18 protein-coding genes are annotated in these 20,022 nt (G+C 55.0%); 11 read left to right on the forward strand and 7 right to left on the reverse strand.

The window, feature by feature from the left end:
* Window positions 1-306 precede the first annotated feature (306 nt).
* Window positions 307-1,713, reverse strand: coding sequence for a sulfatase family protein (locus ABD971_RS34870; RefSeq protein WP_345328369.1), 1,407 nt, complete (start codon window positions 1,711-1,713; stop codon window positions 307-309).
* Between the two features lie 52 nt (window positions 1,714-1,765).
* A complete protein-coding gene (locus ABD971_RS34875) occupies window positions 1,766-3,385 on the reverse strand; it encodes a sulfatase (RefSeq protein WP_345328370.1) in 1,620 nt (539 codons plus the stop codon).
* Window positions 3,386-3,581: 196 nt separating this feature from the next.
* Between ABD971_RS34875 and ABD971_RS34880 the strand changes: the two genes are divergently transcribed.
* From ABD971_RS34880 to ABD971_RS34930, 11 genes are all read left to right on the forward strand, one after another.
* On the forward strand, window positions 3,582-3,896 hold the full coding sequence (locus tag ABD971_RS34880; RefSeq protein WP_339941608.1) for a TraR/DksA family transcriptional regulator: 315 nt from the start codon (window positions 3,582-3,584) through the stop codon (window positions 3,894-3,896).
* Window positions 3,897-3,950: 54 nt separating this feature from the next.
* Window positions 3,951-4,352, forward strand: coding sequence for a hypothetical protein (locus ABD971_RS34885; RefSeq protein ID WP_339941610.1), 402 nt, complete (start codon window positions 3,951-3,953; stop codon window positions 4,350-4,352).
* 8 nt (window positions 4,353-4,360) lie between these two features.
* On the forward strand, window positions 4,361-5,224 hold the full coding sequence (locus tag ABD971_RS34890) for an RnfABCDGE type electron transport complex subunit B (RefSeq protein WP_345328371.1): 864 nt from the start codon (window positions 4,361-4,363) through the stop codon (window positions 5,222-5,224).
* A 152-nt stretch (window positions 5,225-5,376) separates the two neighbouring features.
* A complete protein-coding gene (locus tag ABD971_RS34895; RefSeq protein WP_345328372.1) occupies window positions 5,377-10,296 on the forward strand; it encodes a 2-oxoacid:acceptor oxidoreductase family protein in 4,920 nt (1,639 codons plus the stop codon).
* Window positions 10,293-11,651, forward strand: coding sequence for an electron transport complex subunit RsxC (gene rsxC, locus ABD971_RS34900; RefSeq protein WP_345328373.1), 1,359 nt, complete (start codon window positions 10,293-10,295; stop codon window positions 11,649-11,651). The genes ABD971_RS34895 and rsxC overlap by 4 nt, the downstream gene beginning before the upstream one ends.
* Window positions 11,648-12,670 carry an RnfABCDGE type electron transport complex subunit D gene (locus tag ABD971_RS34905; RefSeq protein ID WP_345328374.1) on the forward strand — a complete coding sequence of 341 codons (1,023 nt, stop codon included), beginning with the start codon at window positions 11,648-11,650 and terminating at the stop codon, window positions 12,668-12,670. The genes rsxC and ABD971_RS34905 overlap by 4 nt, the downstream gene beginning before the upstream one ends.
* Window positions 12,667-13,389, forward strand: coding sequence for an RnfABCDGE type electron transport complex subunit G (locus ABD971_RS34910; RefSeq protein ID WP_345328375.1), 723 nt, complete (start codon window positions 12,667-12,669; stop codon window positions 13,387-13,389). Before ABD971_RS34905 ends, ABD971_RS34910 begins: the two co-directional genes overlap by 4 nt.
* A complete protein-coding gene (gene rsxE, locus ABD971_RS34915) occupies window positions 13,389-14,039 on the forward strand; it encodes an electron transport complex subunit RsxE (protein ID WP_345328376.1) in 651 nt (216 codons plus the stop codon). The genes ABD971_RS34910 and rsxE overlap by 1 nt, the downstream gene beginning before the upstream one ends.
* Window positions 14,036-14,617: an electron transport complex protein RnfA gene (locus tag ABD971_RS34920; protein ID WP_345328377.1), complete on the forward strand. Its 582-nt coding sequence runs from the start codon at window positions 14,036-14,038 to the stop codon at window positions 14,615-14,617. Before rsxE ends, ABD971_RS34920 begins: the two co-directional genes overlap by 4 nt.
* Window positions 14,618-14,621: 4 nt before the next feature.
* Window positions 14,622-14,819 (forward strand): hypothetical protein, encoded by a 198-nt coding sequence (locus ABD971_RS34925; RefSeq protein WP_345328378.1) that lies wholly within the window; start codon window positions 14,622-14,624, stop codon window positions 14,817-14,819.
* 19 nt (window positions 14,820-14,838) lie between these two features.
* Window positions 14,839-15,699 (forward strand): ferredoxin reductase domain-containing protein, encoded by an 861-nt coding sequence (locus tag ABD971_RS34930; protein WP_345328379.1) that lies wholly within the window; start codon window positions 14,839-14,841, stop codon window positions 15,697-15,699.
* A gap of 205 nt (window positions 15,700-15,904) precedes the next feature.
* Here ABD971_RS34930 and ABD971_RS34935 read toward each other — a convergent pair whose 3' ends face one another.
* From ABD971_RS34935 to ABD971_RS34955, 5 genes are read right to left on the reverse strand one after another with little or no spacing between them, the layout of a single operon-like run.
* On the reverse strand, window positions 15,905-16,531 hold the full coding sequence (locus tag ABD971_RS34935; protein ID WP_345328380.1) for a hypothetical protein: 627 nt from the start codon (window positions 16,529-16,531) through the stop codon (window positions 15,905-15,907).
* A complete protein-coding gene (locus ABD971_RS34940; RefSeq protein WP_345328381.1) occupies window positions 16,528-17,112 on the reverse strand; it encodes a type IV pilus inner membrane component PilO in 585 nt (194 codons plus the stop codon). The genes ABD971_RS34935 and ABD971_RS34940 overlap by 4 nt, the downstream gene beginning before the upstream one ends.
* Entirely contained in the window at window positions 17,109-17,717 is a 609-nt protein-coding gene (locus tag ABD971_RS34945) for a PilN domain-containing protein (RefSeq protein ID WP_345328382.1), read from the reverse strand. The genes ABD971_RS34940 and ABD971_RS34945 overlap by 4 nt, the downstream gene beginning before the upstream one ends.
* Entirely contained in the window at window positions 17,708-18,799 is a 1,092-nt protein-coding gene (locus tag ABD971_RS34950; RefSeq protein WP_345328383.1) for a hypothetical protein, read from the reverse strand. Before ABD971_RS34950 ends, ABD971_RS34945 begins: the two co-directional genes overlap by 10 nt.
* 13 nt (window positions 18,800-18,812) lie before the next feature.
* Entirely contained in the window at window positions 18,813-20,021 is a 1,209-nt protein-coding gene (locus ABD971_RS34955) for a type II secretion system F family protein (protein WP_345328384.1), read from the reverse strand.
* Between the last annotated feature and the right edge of the window lies 1 nt (window position 20,022).

Below are 20,022 nucleotides of genomic sequence, written 5' to 3' on the forward strand. Positions count from 1 at the left end.
CCTCCAGATCCACGGGCTCACGCCCGTGGCTACATCGTGCCGTCCCTTTGGGACTAATCACAGCGACGAAGTGGCGACATGTTGTAGCTATGGGCGTCAGCCCATGGAAGGCGTACACGTCGTGCGCCGTAAGTCCCGAAGGGACGACAGGAGATTCCATGACTGCGATTCCTGTCGCCCCTTCGGGGCTTTGTGATCGCGTTTGCCCCCGCATCCACGGACTGACGCCCGTGGCTACAACGTGCCGTCCCTGCGGGACTCACGAACAGCCACGAAGTGGCGGCATGACGTCCCTGCGGGATTCACTTAATAATCCTGTCCGTTGTCACTTGACTTGCACGAAGCTTGCCATTTTGTGATGGCCTGCTTCATGCTGCTGACTCGTTCGGCATTGCGATCAGCCAAATCGTGACTCTCGCTTGGGTCTTGAGCCAAATCGTACAATTGCCATGTCTTGCCATTGTCGCTGCTGATCAACTTGTGTCGGCCTTGATGCCAGGCGAGCTGTCTGCCGGATTGGAATCCAAGCGGTTCACTCCGCTGCAAATTTGGGTTGGCAATCACATCGATTAGCGAGATGCCATCGATCGGACGCGAGTCGGGATATTCGGCTCCGATCGCCGCGAGCACGGTCGGTAGATAGTCGCTAGTGACTGCGGGGAAGTCGGTCGTCGATCCGGCCTTGGTATGCCCCGGCCACACCAAAATCCCCGGCACGCGAACGCCTCCCTCGTACAACGAACGCTTACGGCCGCGAAAGTCGATCGCGGAACCTGGAGCTTTGCCCGCACTCCCCTCGGGGCCATTGTCGCTACAGAACCACAACATCGTATTGTCGGCGACGTTCAATTCAGCCAGCTTCGCTCGCAGTCGGCCCACTTGTTCGTCCAGCGCCGTCACACATCCGTAATAGTTGCGTTCATAATTCTCGTGATCCCGGTAGTGTTTGGCGTGCTTCTCACCGGCGACGACTGGCAAGTGCGGCGCGTGGAACCAAACCGCAGCAAAAAAGGGTGTCTCTTTGGCCACTGCGTTTTCGATAAACGGGATCGCGCGGTCCATGATCACGCGGGAATCATCGCCCTCGAGATTCTCGGTGACCGGATTGCCGGTGTGATCCCAGTAGTGCGTCCCGTAGGACTTCGCATTCGCTTTGTCGGTAATCGCGTCCCAGTGGCCGTTGTCCCTGGCGTTGGCCGGTTTGATCATCGGATCATAGGTGGGAACTTTCGATTCGGTCACAAAGCTGTCGTCGTAACCATGTTGTCGCGGCGGTGAGAAATGTTTCGCGCCTTTGGGGCCGCCTCGATTGGCATCCTTGACTGTGGTTGTCAACGTTCCGAGGTGCCATTTTCCAAAATGCCCCGTGGCATAGCCTTGCGTTTTTAGCAGTTCAGACAGCGTGATCTCATCCTTTTTCAGATGCCCGGTATTCGCGTTGTAAATTCCGTAGCGATACGGATGCCGGCCGGTCAAACAGCTGCCGCGTGTGGGGCTGCATACGGGGGCGGCTGAGTAAAAACGATTGAACTTCAATCCATCCGCTGCCATCGCGTCAATGTGTGGCGTGTGGATGGGCGACTCGGCGTTGAAGCATCCGGGATCCCCGATGCCGAGATCATCACACATGACCAAAATGACGTTGGGTTTGTCCGCAGCGGTCGCTTCCAAAACCGACAAAATTGCCAGCGAAAATGCAAAGAGGGGACGCATCGAATTTCCTTGTTCCGTTTTGTTTCAAAGCATGGATAAGCCGCTTGCTAATTTACAGCGATTTTGGAGGCCCGGCCGGTTTCCCGGTCTGCTTGTCGATCGGATATTTCGGTTGCCAAGTGGGATGTTTTTGATTTAGCCATGCATCCATTTGTTTGGAAATCGTCGAGGCAATTTCAGGGCGTGTCTTGATCAAATTCTTGGTTTCACCTTGATCGTCACTCAAACAGTACAGTTCCCACGAATCGGTTTCGTAGACGTACATCAACTTGTAACGTTGGCCATCGATGTCTGCGATTGCAGAAACGGCCGGTTCGGCTCGTTTGTCCATGTAGCCAGGGAACAGATAGAACACGGTGTTTCGCGGTCGCTGCGTGTTTGGATTTCGCAACACATCGGCAAACGACTCGCCGTCCAGCGGATGTTGGTCCGACGGGGGAACCCATTCCTTTCCAGCTAATTCAAGATAGGTTGGGTAATAGTCAACCGAATGGACTTTATGATCCGTGACGGTGCCCGCCGGAATCACGCCAGGCCAATAGGCGATCAAGGGAACGCGAATGCCGCCTTCGGTCAACATTCCTTTTTCGCCTCGCAGTGGTTGATTGTCTGCATGGGTACCGCCGTTGTCCGAGGTAAACAGAATCAGCGTGTTCGCCGCGATGCTGTCATCGGGGTTGCCATCGCCATCGGGGTCCTCAAGCGTCGCCAGTATCCGAGCCATGTTCTCGTCGACGCCTGCGATGAAGCCGACATACTCGGCCATCTTTTTATTTGCATCGCCGATGCGATCGATGGCTGCTTGTTTTAAGTCGGGGCGAGCACGAACAGGTCCGTGCACCGCATAAGTATGGAATTGCAAGTAGAAAGGTTTGTCGCCATCGGCAAGCTCTTTGACGGTGTCTTGCATCGCATCACCTAACGCATCACTGATGTGCTTGGGAGTATCGAGCAGCGATTTGGGTAGACCACGCTTCGACAAATAGGCATTGTCGTACGGAGCGGCGTAGCGATCAAAGTGCCCGAGTCCGACTCCTTTGAATTTCCATTCGCCGGTCTTCTTGGATGCGAAACAGGTTGGTTGATGCCCTTGGCTGAATCCGCCCAGGTTGATATCGAAGCCGACATTTTCGGGCATCGTTGCTTCGCCGCGATGACCGCCGACGTGGAATTTGCCAATATGAGCGGTGGCGTAGCCGTTTTGCTTGAGCGCCTCGGCAACCGTGATCGCCTCCGGAGCAACATCCTCGGATTGCTCGGGACCTTTGAAGTGGGCGGCTTCCCTTTTGATTCCGCCTCCGCCAAATCGGTTCAGATGTCCGACCACGTAAACATTGTTGTTAACGCGGGCCGGATATTGGCCTGACAACATCGCCGCCCGAGTGGGGGCACAGTTGGGTTGGGCATAGGCATGCGTAAAGCTGAGTCCACCAGCGGCGATTTTTTCGATCGTCGGCGTTTGGTAGACCTCTTTCGTGGTTCCCATGGTCGCCTGTTTTGCGCTGATGTGATTCCATCCCAAGTCGTCGACCATATAGACGATGATGTTGGGTTTGGCTTCAGCCGGGCGGTTGTTGTTATTCGCAGCGAGCGACTGGGCTGCCGCATTGATCGCTACGATCGATGTCAGGACGAAGAATAGTAGAAAGGTCGAGCGGGGGCTACGTTTCACGAGGGGCCTCTAGAAGCGATTTTTGAAAGGATTAGGGTTCGGCATGCCGACCGGGATGGCGGGATCTTATTGTAGCCTGCGGCATCGGCGACTGCACGCATGTCATCCACCTTGGCAGGGATCCGGTTTGCCGCTGCGGTATGCCATTTGCTTTTCATCATTATCCAACTTGTCTGACCTACCCGAGGAAAGTCGCATGACAAACTACACCAAGTTGAGAACGGAACTCGAAGCACAACTGAGTGACCTCGTCGCCCGAGCCGAGGGGATCGACAACGACCTCCGCAAACCCGGCGACGAAGATTGGGAAGAGCGGGCGGCGGAATCCGAAGGGGACGAAGTTCTGGCCTCGGTAGCCGATCTCGCAATCAAAGAGATTGAACAGATCAAGCATGCCCTGCACGAGATCGACGAAGGAACGTATGGCAAGTGCACTCGCTGTGGTAATCAAATTCCGCAAGAGAGACTTGAGGTCGTGCCTTATGCCACGACGTGTACCGGATGTGGTTGATCGTTTAATTCTCGCCCGATCATACCGAAATTGACCCTTGTAGCGGAGACCGTGATGCGCATTCGATTGCCCCTGATGGTGTGTGGTATCGCGATGGTTTTGATGCCTGCGATGTTCGTGCGGTCGCAACAGGCGGAAAAGCCTGAACCGCAGATGGAGGTCCAGAAACGGGACATGCAAAAGAAGCTGGACTATTCAAAAAACATCCTCGATGGCTTGGTGACCGAAGATTTTGACAAAATCCTCGCCAGCGCCAAATCGCTCAACACGCTGGCAAAACACAAGTGGATGCAGAATGATTCGATCGCTTACCGCACTCAAAACCAAGTGTTTTGGTTTACCACCGGGACGCTGATGACGGCAGCGGAGCAAAAGAATCTCGACGGAGCGATGCTCTCGTATACCCAGATGATGCACACCTGTGTCAATTGTCATCAGCTGATCCGACGCCAGTAGTTCGTGCCATGACGATCGTGACCTCCGTAGCGGTAATTGCCGGATTGACGTTCGCGTTGGCGTCGATGATCGTGATCGCTAATCGCTGGTTACACGTTCACGAAGACCCGCGAATTGATCGGCTGGAATCGATGTTACCGCACACCAATTGCGGGGCATGTGGCTATCCGGGATGCCGAGCGTTTGCCGAGGCGTTGGTGCGGGGCGAGACGTTGCCGGTGAAATGCACCGTCGGCACGGCGGGGGACCATGTCAAAATCGCGACCTTTTTAGGCGTGGATGTCGGCACGCAAGCGAAGCAGGTGGCACGTTTGGCGTGTGCGGGTGGGAGCAATGTGGCACGAAACCGCGCGCATTACGAAGGACTCGGTTCGTGTGCCGCCGCGGCATTGGTTGCCGGAGGTGGTAAAGCTTGTTTTTGGGGATGTCTTGGTTTAGCCGACTGCGAGCGTGCCTGCGATTTTGATGCGATCGAAATGGATGTTCACCAGATTCCGGTGGTCGACGAAGATCGCTGTACTGCCTGCGGCGATTGTGTCGAGGCGTGCCCGAAGGATCTATTTTCACTTCACCCGGCGAACCAGCGGTTGTGGGTGGCGTGTGCTTCGTTGGCCGAAGGCGACGAAATCCTTAGCGATTGCGAAGTCGCTTGTACGGGATGTGGTCGCTGTGCGATGGATGCACCGGTCCAGATCCAGATGAAGCATCATTTGCCCGTCATCGATTACAGCAAAGGTTCGTTGTCGGCGATGCCCACCCAGCGATGTCCAACCGGCGCGATCGTTTGGCTCGACAAAACGCTTGGACCGGTAAAAGGCCAAGCGGCCAAAAAAATCATTCGCCAAGGCAATGTGTGTGAGGGGGTCTCGTAAGCGACTCGTCGAGGGGGCGGCATGTGCTTTGCGTCGGCATGTGCTTTGCGTTCTGAAATGTTGCTTGACGAATGCTTTGCATTTTGAGGTTTGGCGTTTGAGCCGCAAACCGCATCGCATTGGAGCGGTCTTTTCCGTGAGCGATGGTGGCCATGACGAAATCAAAACAGGAATTCAAATACCCAGGGACTCGGGTCGCAGTCGATGGCAACACTGCGGTGGCGATGTGTGAACGCGAGTCGACCGATGCGGCCGGGGCATACCCGATCACGCCCTCCACACAGATGGGCGAGTATTGGGCCGAGGCTGCCGCAAGCGGCCACTTGAATATTTCGGATCGGCCGCTGATTTTTATTGAACCGGAAGGCGAGCATGCTGCTGCGGCGGTTACCGCAGGGCTCTCGATGACGGGGTTGCGAGCGAGCAATTTTTCGTCCGGCCAAGGCATCGCCTACATGCACGAATCGCTGTACGCAGCGGTGGGAAAGCGATTGACCTACGTCCTGAATATCGGGGCACGGGCAATGACCAAAGCGACGTTGAATGTGCACGCGGGGCATGACGACTATCACTGCATGGACGACACCGGCTTCTTTCAAATGTTTGCCAAAGACGCGCAGAGCGTCGCCGATTTAAACATTATCGCCCATCGTATCGCCGAACTCGCATTGTCGCCGGGCGTTATCGCACAGGATGGGTTCCTAACGACTCACTTGATCGAATCGATCCAAGTTCCTGAACGCGAATTGATTCGAGAATTTTTGGGGCGTCCCGACGACATCATCCAAACGCCCACCCCGGCGCAGCAGATTATTTACGGCGATACGCGAAGACGGATCCCCGAGGTATGGGACGTCGACAACCCGGTGATGACAGGCACGGTTCAAAATCAAGACTCGTACATGCAGAGCGTCGCGGCCCAGCGTCCCTATTTCTTTGATCATTTGCCGGAATTGACCGAGCAAGTGTTCGAGCAATTTCATCAGCTGACCGGCCGCCGCTACGATCGTGTGATCGGTTACCGTGTCGACGATGCGGAATACCTGATCGTCGGTCAAGGCAGTTTGATTCCAACGGCCGAGGCGGTGGCCGACTACCTGCGTGAAAGTCGCGGCATTCGAGTCGGCGTAATCAACTTGGTGATGTTTCGCCCCTTTCCCGCCGATCTTCTCAGTCAAATGTTCAAGGGCAAAAAGGGCGTTGCGGTGCTAGAGCGGCTCGATCAACCGCTCGCAGTGGATTTGCCGTTGATGCGGGAAGTCCGCGCGACCATGAGCCGCTGTCTCGAGAATGGGCGTGAGCCATCGAAGCCTGCGTTTGCGAACTTGGAAACCTATTGTTCGCTTACCGACGCACCTTCGCTGTATTCAGGTTCCTTCGGAATGGGCAGCCGCGATTTGCAACCCGAAGGTGTGGTGGCGGCGATCGAGAACATGCTTCCGCAAGGACAACATCGCAAGTTCTTCTATCTGTCGATCGACTTTCTGCGCGAGAACCCGGTTAGTCCCAAGCAACGAATTCACCAACAAGACATCGAATCGAAATATCCCGACATCCGTAAACTTGCTATCCGCGGATCGGAGAATCCGAACTTGATGCCCGAAAGCAGCATCACAGTGCGGATGCATTCGGTCGGCGGCTGGGGCGCGATCACGACGGGCAAAAATTTGGCGTTAACGCTGTACGATTTGCTTGGATTTCATATCAAAGCCAACCCCAAATATGGATCGGAAAAGAAGGGACAACCGACAACCTACTACTTGTCCGCGGCTCCCGAACCGATTCGCATCAATAGCGAGTACTTTTATGTCGACGTGGTATTGTCGCCCGATCCAAACGTGTTCCATCACACCAACGCCTTGGCGGGACTAAAGGAAGGCGGCGTGTTTATCATCCAAAGTGACAAGACGACTGCCGACGAGGTGTGGAAGAGTGTGCCGGAGCCGTATCGCCGGATTTTGATTGATAAGAAGATCAAATTCTTTTACTTGGACGCGTTTCAAATTGCTCGCGACGAGGCGAGTGACCCTGATCTGCAGTTGCGAATGCAAGGCATTGCATTTCAAGGAGCTTTTTTCTCGGCGTCCCCGGTTGCTGAGAAAGCCGGATTGTCTCAGACACGTCTAATCGAAGCCATCCGCAGCCAATTGCAACATAAATTTGGCAGCAAAGGGGCTCGCGTCGTCCAGGAAAACATGGCGGTCGTCAAGCGAGGGTTCGACGAAGTCAAATCGGTTGCCTATGGTGCGATCGACGAGGAATCTCCGCGTAAAACCGCGACGCAAGAACCGGCACTTCCCGTGGTGCTTAAAACGCAACCAACAAGCAAGTCGCGTCTGTCGGACGTTCATCGTTTCTGGGAACAAACCGGCAACCTTTACGCACGCGGGATGGGATCCGACACGATTACCGATCCTTTTATCGGTTTGGGAACAATCCCCGCAGTCACCACAATGTTCCGTGACATGAGCGGAATTCGCTTTCAACATCCTCAATGGATCGCCGAGAACTGTACCGCATGTGGACGCTGCTATACGGTTTGCCCCGACACTGCGATTCCAGGTCTAGTCAACGAGGTTACTCAGGTCTTTGACACGATCATCGCTCGGCTTCGCAAAGGTGGAATGGATTTAAAGTACCTGCCAAAAGCAGTTCGCGACGTTGAGAAAAATTTGCGTCCGATCTTTGCCGAGGCGAGCGAAAACGACAACGTGTTGGGAATGTTGCAAGAGGCGATCAACAAGACCCTTCGCGACAGCAAGCTCGAGAAGGTTTCGCGTGATGAACTCAAGCACGAACTCGAAGCGTTCCGCGAAGAAATCGGCGAGTTTCAGTTCGCGCTGTCGCGTCCCTATTACACACTGAAAGAAAAAGAGTCGCCTGGCGAAGGCGGGCTATTGAGTATCACGGTGAATCCCAACACCTGCAAAGGGTGTATGGAATGCGTGCAAGTGTGTGACGACGATGCACTTCATGTCGTGCCACAAACGGACGAGTCGCTCAACACATTGCGTCGAAATTGGGATGTTTGGCAAGACCTGCCCACAACCCCGAAAAAGTACATTCGCGTGCAAAACATCGAAGAGGGCATCGGCGTGCTCGAAACGTTGTTGTTGGACAAACGAAACTATTCGTCGTTGGCAAGCGGCGATGGTGCCTGTAACGGTTGCGGCGAAAAGAGCGTCATTCATCTGTTCACCGCAACGGTCGAAGCACTCATGCAACCTCGCGTCGAGCGGCATGTCGCCTCGTTGACCGCCTTGATTGCGAAACTGGAAACTCACATCCAACATCGATTGGTACAGGAAATCGATGTCGGCGATCCCGAATCGCTTGCGAAAATTGTCGATGAATTAGGCACCGCCGATGTGACGCTCTCAGGGATCGCTCAACGAGTCGAGAACCAGCGGGGTGGCGAGCCGATTGATCAGCAATGGCTTCGCCGGGTCACGAGCCTATTGGCGAAACTAAAACGACTTCGTTGGAACTACATCGAGGGTGTCACAGGACGTGGGCGTGCCAACGCCGGGATATTGAACTCGACCGGGTGTTCGTCGGTGTGGGGTAGCACGTTTCCCTTCAACCCGTATCCCTTCCCCTGGGCCAATCATTTGTTTCAAGATGCCGCTTCGATGGCGATGGGAGTTTTCGAAGGGCACATGAGCAAGATGGCCGACGGGTTTAAAGCAATCCGCTTGGCTGAGCAAGAGTTGTCGGGCAATGGCAATGATCCGGCCGATTCGTCGTTGACCTATTTCAATTGGCGACATTTCAATGATGAAGAATGGGAACTTTGTCCGCCGGTGGTCGCCATCGGTGGCGATGGCGCGATGTACGATATCGGTTTTCAAAACCTTTCACGTGCCATGATGTCGGGCAAGCCGATCAAAGTGCTGATCTTGGACACGCAGGTCTATTCCAATACGGGCGGACAAGCCTGCACGTCGGGATTCTTTGGGCAGATTTCTGACATGGCTCAATACGGCAAATCGATCCAGGGCAAACAAGAGGTTCGCAAAGAAATCGGTTTGATCGGAATGGCACATCGCACGACCTATGTGATGCAGAGCACGATTGCACATCCGAACCATTTAATCGAAGGATTTATCGAAGGGCTGAAGTCGCGGCGACCTGCGCTGTTTAATCTCTACACCTCGTGTCAACCCGAGCATGGCATCGGAGATGACATGAGTGCCAATCAGGCTCGCTTGGCGGTGGAGTCGCGAGCCTATCCGCTGTTTCGCTACAATCCCGATCACGGCAATCGACCTGAGCAGTGTTTCGATCTGGAAGGCAATCCCGCGATCGACCAAGATTGGCCTAGCTACGAGTTGAAATACAGCGAGAACGGGCGTCACAAGACGATGTCGTTGCCGATGACCTTTGCGGATTTTGCCGCGACCGAGATCCGATTCCGTAAACATTTCCGGACGGCACCGCCGGAAACGTGGAACGACAAGATGATCCTGCTGTCCGATTTCTTAGAACTTCCGGCGGGCGAACGCGAAGGACGGTTTCCTTATGTGTGGAGCGTCAATCGCAAACAGGAATTGATGCGTTTATTGGTCGCGCCGCCAATCGTCGCGTCCTGCGAAGATCGTCGCGATTTCTGGACGATGCTGCGAGCGATCGCCCGTGTGAACGAAACCAAACCGGATCGCACCGCAATCGAAGCGGATGTCCGACGGGAAATGACCAACCGTATCGCGTCGGGAATGATGCAGTTATTGACTGGCGAAGCGAATGGGTCGGCCGTTGCCGTCGCGGACCCTAGTCAGGCGATTCCTGATCATCAATCATCGGCGGATTCCAATAGCGAATCCATGGCCCCTTGGATCGACACGCCCGAGTGTACCTCGTGTGACGAGTGTGTTCGTTTGAACCCCAACATCTTTGCCTACAACGACAAGAAAAAGGCATTCATTCAAAATCCAGAGGGAGGGCCTTACAAGGATTTGGTCAAGGCCGCCGAACGCTGCACAGCCCAAATTATTCATCCAGGGTTGCCGAAAGACCGCAGCGAAAAGGACATTGAAAAATGGATCGTTCGTGCTGAGAGGTTCAACCAATGAGAAATCTACGGTTCGACTTTTTTCGCGGTAAGACATTTGCCCATGGGATTCATCCTCCTGAATCGAAACAGGAGACATGTCATCGCGAGATTCATCAATTCCCGTTTGCACCGCTATTGATCGTGCCACTTTCGCAGCACATCGGCAAACCGGCAGTGCCCGTGGTTGGTGAAGACGACGAAGTGGTGCGAGGCCAATTGATCGCCGCGGCAGACGGATTCATGTCGGTGGCGATCCATGCTCCGGCATCAGGAATCATCCGCCGAATCGCCCCGACCCCCAGCATCAATGGCAAGATGGAACCCGCATTTTTTCTTGAGCCGTTTGCGGCATCGACTCAAGAGGTGGTTGAGGGAACTCCGCTGGATATCGATTCGGCAAGTCGCGAGCAGATCCTCGCCGCGATCCAGTCCGCAGGCATTGTCGGGCTCGGGGGCGCCGGATTTCCGACCCACGCGAAACTGAAAATTCCCGATGGTAAGTTCGTTGACACGCTGGTGATCAATGGCATCGAGTGCGAACCGTATCTGACGACCGATCACCGCGTGATGCTTGAACATGCCAACGACGTGATCACCGGCATCGGTTACCTGTTGCGTGCGACCGCAGCCCAGCGGGCGATCATCGCGGTCGAGGCGAACAAAACCGACGCGGCGGAATCGCTTCGCCGCATGTTGCCCCCGTCTGTCCCGATCACCATCGAAGTCCTGCCTGTGAAATATCCACAAGGTGCCGAGAAAATGTTGATCACCGCGTTGTTGGGCCGAGAGGTTCCGTCGCGTGGATTGCCACTCGATGTGCATGTGATTTGTGTCAACGTGGGGACTGCGGCCGAAATCGGCAAATTGATTCCTCACGGACTAGGGCTGCAAGAACGCGTCGTCACGGTGGGCGGACCAGCGATCCAGCAGAAAGGCAATTACCGTATCCCAATCGGTACCACGCTGCGGTTTATTTTGGAAACCGTGGGCACCGAACCCGACATTTCGACCGTCGTGATGGGAGGACCGATGATGGGAGCAGCCGCCTCGAGTTTGGATATCCCGATCACCAAAGGCTCCACCGGCGTGATCGCGTTCACTGAGCGTGAAACCGGCAAGCTGAGATCGCGAAAGCAGTTTCCCTGTATCAAGTGCGGCGATTGCGTCGACGTGTGTCCGCTCTTTTTGAACCCGTCGCAACTGGGGCTGCTTGCCGAACATGGTCGTTATTCGTCAATGGTCAACGACCACCACTTGATGGACTGTTTCGAGTGTGGCTGCTGCACGTTTGTGTGCCCTGCTCACATTCCCTTGGTCCAGCAATTTCGCGTCGCCAAGGCTGCGATTCGCAAGGCGGCAAGGAGCGAGGGATGACGAAGTTATCCAAAACGCTGACGATCCAAAGTTCGCCGCACATCGGTGCCGCGGCGAGTGTCGACTCGATCATGCTGAACGTGGTATTGGCGTTGCTGCCGCTCTGTGCGTTTGCAATTTACCGCTTTGGGATTTCCGCCGCGTTGATCCTGATGATGGCCGTGTTGTCCTGTGTGCTGACGGAACACCTGATGTGTCGGTCCGCTGGCCGACCAACCACGGTTAGCGATGGATCGGTGCTGATCACCGGCATCCTGTATGGACTAATTCTGCCACCAAGTTTGCCGCTCTGGATGGTGGCTGCAGGTGGGGTGATCGGCGTCGCGATGGGAAAGTTCCTTTTTGGCGGACTTGGCTACAACGCGTTTAATCCTGCCTTGGTGGGACGCGCGATTTTGCAGGCCGCCTTTCCTGCGGCAATGACGACGTGGCCATCCGAATCCGCCGCCTCGTTCGCATCGCTTCCTTCATCAACACTTGCGCTGCCACTGACCAAGCCCGATTACGATGGAATCTCGGCAGCAACGCCGCTGGCGAAGTGGAAGTTCGAGCAGATTCCAACCGATACAGCCGACCTGTTTGTGGGCACGGTATCGGGATCGACCGGAGAAACGTGTGCAGCCCTGATCTTACTCGGAGGCGTCTACTTGGTGGCTCGGCGAATGATGAGCTGGCGGATCCCCGTTGCGATTCTTTCCACCGTTGCGCTTTGCAGCATGCTGTTGCAAGCGATTGATCCAACTCGCTACGCGGGACTCTCGTTGATGTTGTTTTCAGGCGGCTTGATGTTAGGGGCGGTTTTCATGGCCACCGATATGGTTGCCTCGCCGATCACTCATCTTGGCTGCGTCGTTTACGGGATTTTGATCGGTTTATTGGTAGTGGTCATTCGTGTGTGGGGTGGCATGCCCGAAGGCGTGATGTACGCAATCCTAATTGGCAACGCCGCCTCGCCCCATATCGACCATTGGATTCAGCCGCGAGTTTACGGAACGGCATCTCAAGGAGGGGCGGTATGAAAACCTCGCTTCCCACTGACCCCACGTTGACCGGATCGGCAAGCATGCCGGCTCCGCAAACGGCGGCGATTTACGGAGTGGTGTTGAGTGTCGGGATCGTGTGCAGTCTTGCAACGGTGACGGTTTACCAGTTGACGCTTCCGCGGATTCTCCGCAACCAAGTGGCCATGCGTCACGACGCCATTCTGGCGGTTTTGCCCGATATGGTTTCAGTGATCCCATTCAAATTTGACCAAGCCGGCGGACGGTTTCAGCCTGCTGCGACGGATACAGCCGATTCCAATCTTGTGTTCGCAGGTTTTGGTCCGAGCGGAGAACTTGTCGGTTTGGCAATCGAGACCGAGGGGATGGGGTATCAGGACACGATTCGGCTGATGTATGGATACTCGCCACACGAGCAAGCGATCATCGGAATTCGTGTTTTAGAAAGCCGTGAAACGCCAGGGCTCGGCGACCGCATTGAAACGGATGCCAATTTCCTGAGTCACTTTCGACGGTTGGATGTTTCGCTCGATTCCACCTCGAACCAGCTTGCTCATCCGATTGAGTTTGTTAAATCGGGAAATAAGAGCAACCCTTGGCAGATCGACGGAATCACCGGGGCGACGATCTCGTCGCGAGCCACCGCGGCGATGATCGGTGACAGTGCAGCGGACTGGATCCCTCGCGTCTATCCTCGTCTTGCCGATTTCACGGCAACCCCACTGGAGTCGCGATGATGTCTTTCGCACACGAAGAACCGGTGCAGCCTGCGACTGACGATCTCGTCAACGGCATCTGGAAACAGAATCCGGTCTTTGTCCAGGTGTTAGGCATGTGTCCGGTGTTAGCGGTTTCCAACACTGCGATCAACGCGTTGGCGATGGGGTTGGCGACTTCGTTTGTGTTGCTAATGTCCAACGTCGTTGTCTCGCTGATTCGCCACGTCGTTCCGAACCAAGTTCGTATTGTAACGTTCATTTTGGTGATCGCCACGTTTGTCACGATCGTCGACTACGTGATCCAAGCCATCAGTTTGCAACTGCATCGATCGCTGGGGGCGTTCATTTCGCTGATCGTGGTCAATTGTTTGATTCTCGGACGTGCCGAAGCGTTTGCTTCGAAGCATCGCGTCGGTCGTTCTGCAATGGACGCACTTGGCATGGGCATCGGCTTCACCATCGCACTGCTCTGCTTGGGCGCCATCCGCGAACTGCTCGGCAACGGCAGTCTGTTTGGATTCCGAATGTTCGGCGAGTCGTTCCAGGAGTGGACGATCATGATGCTGCCGCCGGGCGGATTTTTTACGCTGGCAGCATGGTTGTTGCTCATCCACTGGTTTGAACAACGTCGTGGTGGCACCGAAACCCAGCGCGAGGTGATCCGATGAGCCACGAGTCCCTTGGCGTGATCTTCATCAACGCATGTTTGGTGAACAATTTTGTACTGGCCTATTTCCTGGGGATTTGTCCGTTCTTGGGCGTGTCCGCCAAACGCCAAACCGCATTGGGGATGGGGGCGGCGGTCACGCTGGTGATGACCGTTAGCTCGGTTGCCGCGTCGGGAATCCACACGTTGTTGGTGTGCTTGGACGCACCCTATTTGCAACTGATTTCGTTCATTGCGGTGATCGCGTCGATGGTCCAGTTGGTCGAAATGTTCATTAAAAAGGTCAGTCCAAGTCTATTTCGATCATTGGGGATTTTTTTGCCGCTGATCACCACGAACTGTGCGATCCTGGCGGTTGCCTTGTTTCAAACCAACCGAGGCTACGACTGGCTTCAGTCGATCGTGTTTGCGATCGGTGCCGGAGTGGGCTTCACATTGGCCCTGGTACTGATGGCTGGAATTCGCGAAAAACTTGAACTCGCCCATCCACCGGATCTTGTCAAAGGGACGGCATTGACGTTGATCATTGCGGGGTTGTTGTCGATTTGTTTCATGGGGTTCGCGGGGTTAATGGGGTGAGATGATGATTGCACTGGTCAAAGCCATCGCCGGAGTCACGGTCATCCTGGGCGGTTGGCTGTGGGTCCAAAACCGATGGCGAACCGTGACGGGGGCCGCGTCCGACGTCGATGCGTTGGCTGGCCGAATCGGTTGCCATGGATGTGGCTGCAAAACGCAATGTCAAAATTCAGAGACACACGATCCTACGCATGACGGTTAGATTTCGAGGGAGAATTGGGATGCGACTACAAGACTACGATACAAAAACTCGCTACCGAGCGACGGTGCGAGCCAGCAAACGAATCACTGCCGTGGATTCCCACGAGGAGGTTCGCGACATCTTGATCGAGGTGGAAAGTCAAGAATTCGACGTCGCCGTGGGCCAGAACATTTGTGTGTTGGCGCCGGGGCAAGCGGAAATGGGCCAGGAGTATCATTTCCGGCTGTACAGTATCGCGGATGTCCCGCACAGCACGCCCGAAGGTTATCTGCAGATCCGCATTTGTGTGCGTCGCTGCAACACGATCGACGAATTCACGGGCGAACAGTACCCCGGTGTGGCGTCGAACTACCTATGCGACCTGACCCGCGGCGAAACACTGACGATTACCGGGCCGTACGGACAAGCGTTTGAAGCCCCTTTGGATCCGGATGCTACCCTGATTCTGATCTGCGCCGGAACTGGGATCGCCCCCTTTCGTGCTTTCGTCAAATATCTCTATTCCGAGGCGTGTGACTTCAAAGGCCGTGTTTGGTTATTTCACGGTGGCCAAACCGGTGTCGATTTGTTGTATCGCAATCAAGAGAAGGACGATTTTGCGCTGTACTACGACCGCGACACGTTCGAAGCGTTTGACGCGTTAAGTAACCGCCCCGGTTGGTCCGAGACGGCCGATTGGGGAGCGGCGATTGAAGATCGTGGCGAAGAACTGTGTCGATTACTCTCGGAACCGACAACGTACGTCTACGTGGCAGGGCTGGAGGTCATCCGCGACCAACTGGACGAAGTGATGGCCGAGATCGCGGGGGCGAACCAGACATGGTTCCGCTGGAAAGAGGATCTGCAGGCCGAAGGCCGCTGGATCGAACTGCTGTATTGAACGGGCTTAGCCTGGATCTGATAAAATATTGGTATTGTCGTGATTTTTAGTTGCGCTGGTTTTCTGCCACCTCTCCCCCGACTTCGTCGGTGGAGAGGTAACTGCGGCAAAGCTTGGAAGAAAAACTCACCCCCAATAGCCGATGGCAATACCAAAGTTTTAGCGGTCCAGGCGTAGCCTGGATCTGAAAACCGCTGGGATCAGATCACGCTGCGGGAATCTCGGGCAATACCTCGTCCAGTGCCGGTTCGTCCAGTACCGGATCACCCGACGCGGACTCACCCGACTCTGGATCGACAGCGACTTCCACTGCCACGATCACATGGTTGGGCGTGATCTCGACGACTCGTCCTTCGGGCAATACGTCTCCGACGCGAACCCGTGTAGATCCAATTACGGCGACGCGTCCCGAGGTGTTTTCGTAAATGATCTTGACTTCTTCGTGTGGCCGATGTTCGATCGTGGTCTTGGGTTCCACTGCAATGGTCTCATCGACAACCACTTGCGCAACGACCGGGGGGGCTTCTAGCTTCGGCTGCTTCGCGACCGGCGCTTTCTCTTTGACAAAAATGGTTTCAAATGGATTGGTTGCTAAGACGTGGTCCAAATGAACGTCGGGCCAACGAACGGGCGGATGCAAGTTGTCGGGTGATTTCTGGAACGAGACCTTCGTGATCGCGCGATTGGTTCTCAGCGACGGCGGCGTGTCGAATTCCTGACCCTCATCCTTGGGGGCAAATAACACAAAACCCAAAACGCCGACTAACACGGCGATCAACGCAAACTTTTTCGGAGTCAGACTCGATGTGGATAGAAACTCAGTTTGGCTCATTGCAGTTTCCCTGATGGGGTCAGCTCTGGATTCAGATCGAACAGCAGTCGCAATTGGCATTCAGCCGAGAATGTTTGTTCGCTATTTTTAGGTGCCGTCACGCTCAACTGAGCAATCCGATAACTTCGGGGCAGGTGTTGAAGACCATCCAGGAATCGGCAAAACCCAGAATAGGGACCTTCGCCGACAAAGCGAATGTCCATCTCGCGGTGTAGCGATTCGTTGACCACTGCACCGGGGCGGAAATCGCGGATTTGGAACTGGCTTGCTTTGGCAAGTTCCGACAGCTCGCTGAGGAAATCGATTTCGCCTGCTTTGGCTGGGATTTTGGTTTTGAACTCGGAAACGCGTGTCTCGGTCGTTCGCACTCGCTGCTCGGTATCCCGATGCGCCGCATGAATGTCTTTGCTTTTTCGAAGTAGCGCGAGCGACTCGGATTGGGCAGCGTCGTTCTGTGATCGCTTTGCCTGAAGTTCGTGGCGGACAAACACCAGCAGGGCCAGAATCACCAACATTCCCACGATACCCACGCCGTGCAGCATCAAGTTACAAGATCGTTTTGTGGTAAAAATTTCACTCATTTTCCCGGTGACTCCGCAAACTTGCACTCAATCTGGAACTGACGTCCATGTGTCTCGTCAATTTGGTACATCAACGACGACCTCAGTTCGACTTGGTGAAACACATTAGAATTGCGTAACGATTCGACAAAACTCGCCAAACTCTTGTCGCCATCGGTAACGCCTTGTAGCGACAAACTGCTAAGGTTTGCGGGCGTCGCTGCTGATCGGGATTTCTTGTTGATTTGGCGGCTTGCGTTGGACGACAGATGCATTCGTTCGATTTGGACTTTGCCGTCACTCGATTTCGTGGCTTTGCCCAAGATGGCCAGCAACGCGAGTGAGCGGTCGGGGACGCAAATGTGCTCGAGTACGTCGACCTCTTGTTGCAGAACATCCAGTTGCGAATCCAAGCTGGCTGTCTGAACTTGCAGTTGCTGCAGCGGGTGAATTTCGCTTGTCAACGCGTCGAGTTGCAGTTGGCTTTGCTGGACGTCTCGATAGTTTCCTGCCATGACTACGATTCCGCCAATCAACAGCGCGGCCCAGACCAACGCCCATTGACGCAGTCGCCGCCGCACCAGCATTTGGATGACGAGTTTTTCGGGTAATAGATTTATGAACATGACCGTTGCTCCCAACGCAGGGCCGACAGGGCAGCGGCGACGCCAAATTGTGCGTCATCCGCAGCCTCGTGCGGCTTGGTCGTCGGCAAACACCACGTCTGTGCTGCGATCCCAAGTTGGTGACTAAGACATTCGGGCAGATGACGTATCGACGCTCCGCCACCCAACAAGACCAATTCGCTTGGCTTGGATATACGGAATTGCTGCGTTGCATAGTCGAGCGTCCGCTTCAATTCGTTGATCAATTGTGCAATCGGCTGTTCGAGCATTTGTGCTGGGCCCGAGACCACGGGGCGTCCCGATGGGTGCGGTGGTGAAACCGCATAGCGGATTAGCAACTGCATCGCTTGGTCGTGCGATAAATTGAGTGCTTGCTGGATCGGTCGCATCAGCGTGCGGAGCCCACCGCCACGCAGCACTCGCGTGTAGATCGGTTTGCCATTGGCCACTAAGACGAAGGTGAATTCGCTATCGCCCAAGTCGAGTGCGACGACGGGCGTCGTATGTTTGCCGCTCATCATCGTGACCGCGCGAGCCAATGCACATGGCAATCCATCGAGGACTTGGCATTCATAACCCGCCGACGTCAAATCCTCAGCGATTCCCATGGCGAGACTTGTGGGCATACGCAGGGCGGTGATTTTTGCCGCTTGATCCGCTGCTTCGCTGGTACTCCAGAAACCGAACACATAGTCGGCATCACCGGATTCGTTGTCAGCAGCAAGTTCCTCGCAAACCATGTCCCGCGTTTCATCGAGAGACGCTGCCGGCAATTCAAGCGATCGCAACGAGTGATACGACATCGAAACCGCGGCTGCACATTCCGAGCGGGTAAACAGTTCGCGTAGTTCGGCGATTCGTAGCTTTTTGTCAGCCAGATTGATTGCCTTGTGCTGCGAATTGGGCTGCGGATCTTCCTCGCGAGTCACACACCAGCGTTGACAAATCTGGTATCGGTCACCCGTCCGTTCGACCTGTGTGAATTTGATCGACCGGCTACCAATATCGATTCCGATCCACCCTCGCGGCGTCGACGCAAATGGGGTTCTCACGCGGTGTTGTAATGTTGTCAGTACGGACATAGCGGCGATTCCTTTATTGTGGCATGGACGACACGTCCAGCAGTGGAAGGATGACCGAGAAAGCCACGCCGGCGACCACCATCCCTAGGAAGACAATCACGACCGGTTCGAGCAACTTAACCAAATCACGCAGATGGCGTTCGCCTTGGTCCTCGAAATACTCACCGACCATTTTCAAGACATCGCCAAGCTTGCCGGTCCTTTCCGCAGTCGCAACCATTTGCGCCGCTCCCGAAGGCAGGAAGGGTGACGACAATAACGTCGGTCCCAGGCCTTCGCCACGAAGCACCTCCGATTCAAGCCGTTCGTACATCGACCGAAACAAGCTGTTGCTTGATGCCGAGCGGCACAGACGAATGCTTTCGACTAAGGGAACACCGCTGCTAAGCATGGTTCCAAGCAATCGAAAGGTCCGTCCGGTCGACAGCGATCGAGTGGCTTTTTTGGCAAATGTAAAATTAAGCGATGCGTAATCCCAGGCGTCACGGACAAAGTTTGCATTTCGTAGCGCGTATGCGGCAAACGCCAACCCAATGAACACTGCGCCGAGCAAAACGAAATGGCCGCGAACAAATTCACCCATGTTCAACATCAGCTGGGTGAACGGGGGCGGCGCCTTTTCCAAGTCCGCAAAAACTTTTGCGAATTGAGGAAGGATAAAGAAGAACAGCACCACCAGCACCACCAACGTCACGACGCACAGCACCAATGGGTACATCAACGTCGACACCACCGTTTGTCGCATCCGCAAATCGCTGCGCAGCAAATAGGTCAACCGCTCGAGCACCTCGGTGATCGAACCGCTTTGTTCGCCCGCGGCAATGCCGGCGACAAACATTTCATCAAATACGTGAGGATGTTTCCGAAGTGCGCTGGCAAACGTCGAGCCCCCCTCGATGTCTTCGCTAACACGGCTCATCACGGTTTGCAGTGCAGGGTTGGTGCACTGACCGGCTACCGATTTCAGAGCCTCGGAAAGATCGACCCCCGATTGGCTCATGATCGTGATCTGTGACAACATCATCACGATGTCGTTCTTTTTGATGCGGTTGCTGAACGAGAACGATGCGGGACGGACCGCTTTGACTTGATCGGCACTGATTTGCAGCAAAAACAAACCCTGTTGCCGCAACTGGGAACGCGCTTCGGCCAACGAATTCGCTTCGATGTCACCGAGGGTGATTTTCCCGCTGCGTTCTTTGGCTCGATAGTTGAATTTCATG

This window comes from Novipirellula rosea (genome assembly GCF_039541335.1).
Classification (GTDB): Bacteria; Planctomycetota; Planctomycetia; order Pirellulales; family Pirellulaceae; genus Novipirellula; species Novipirellula rosea.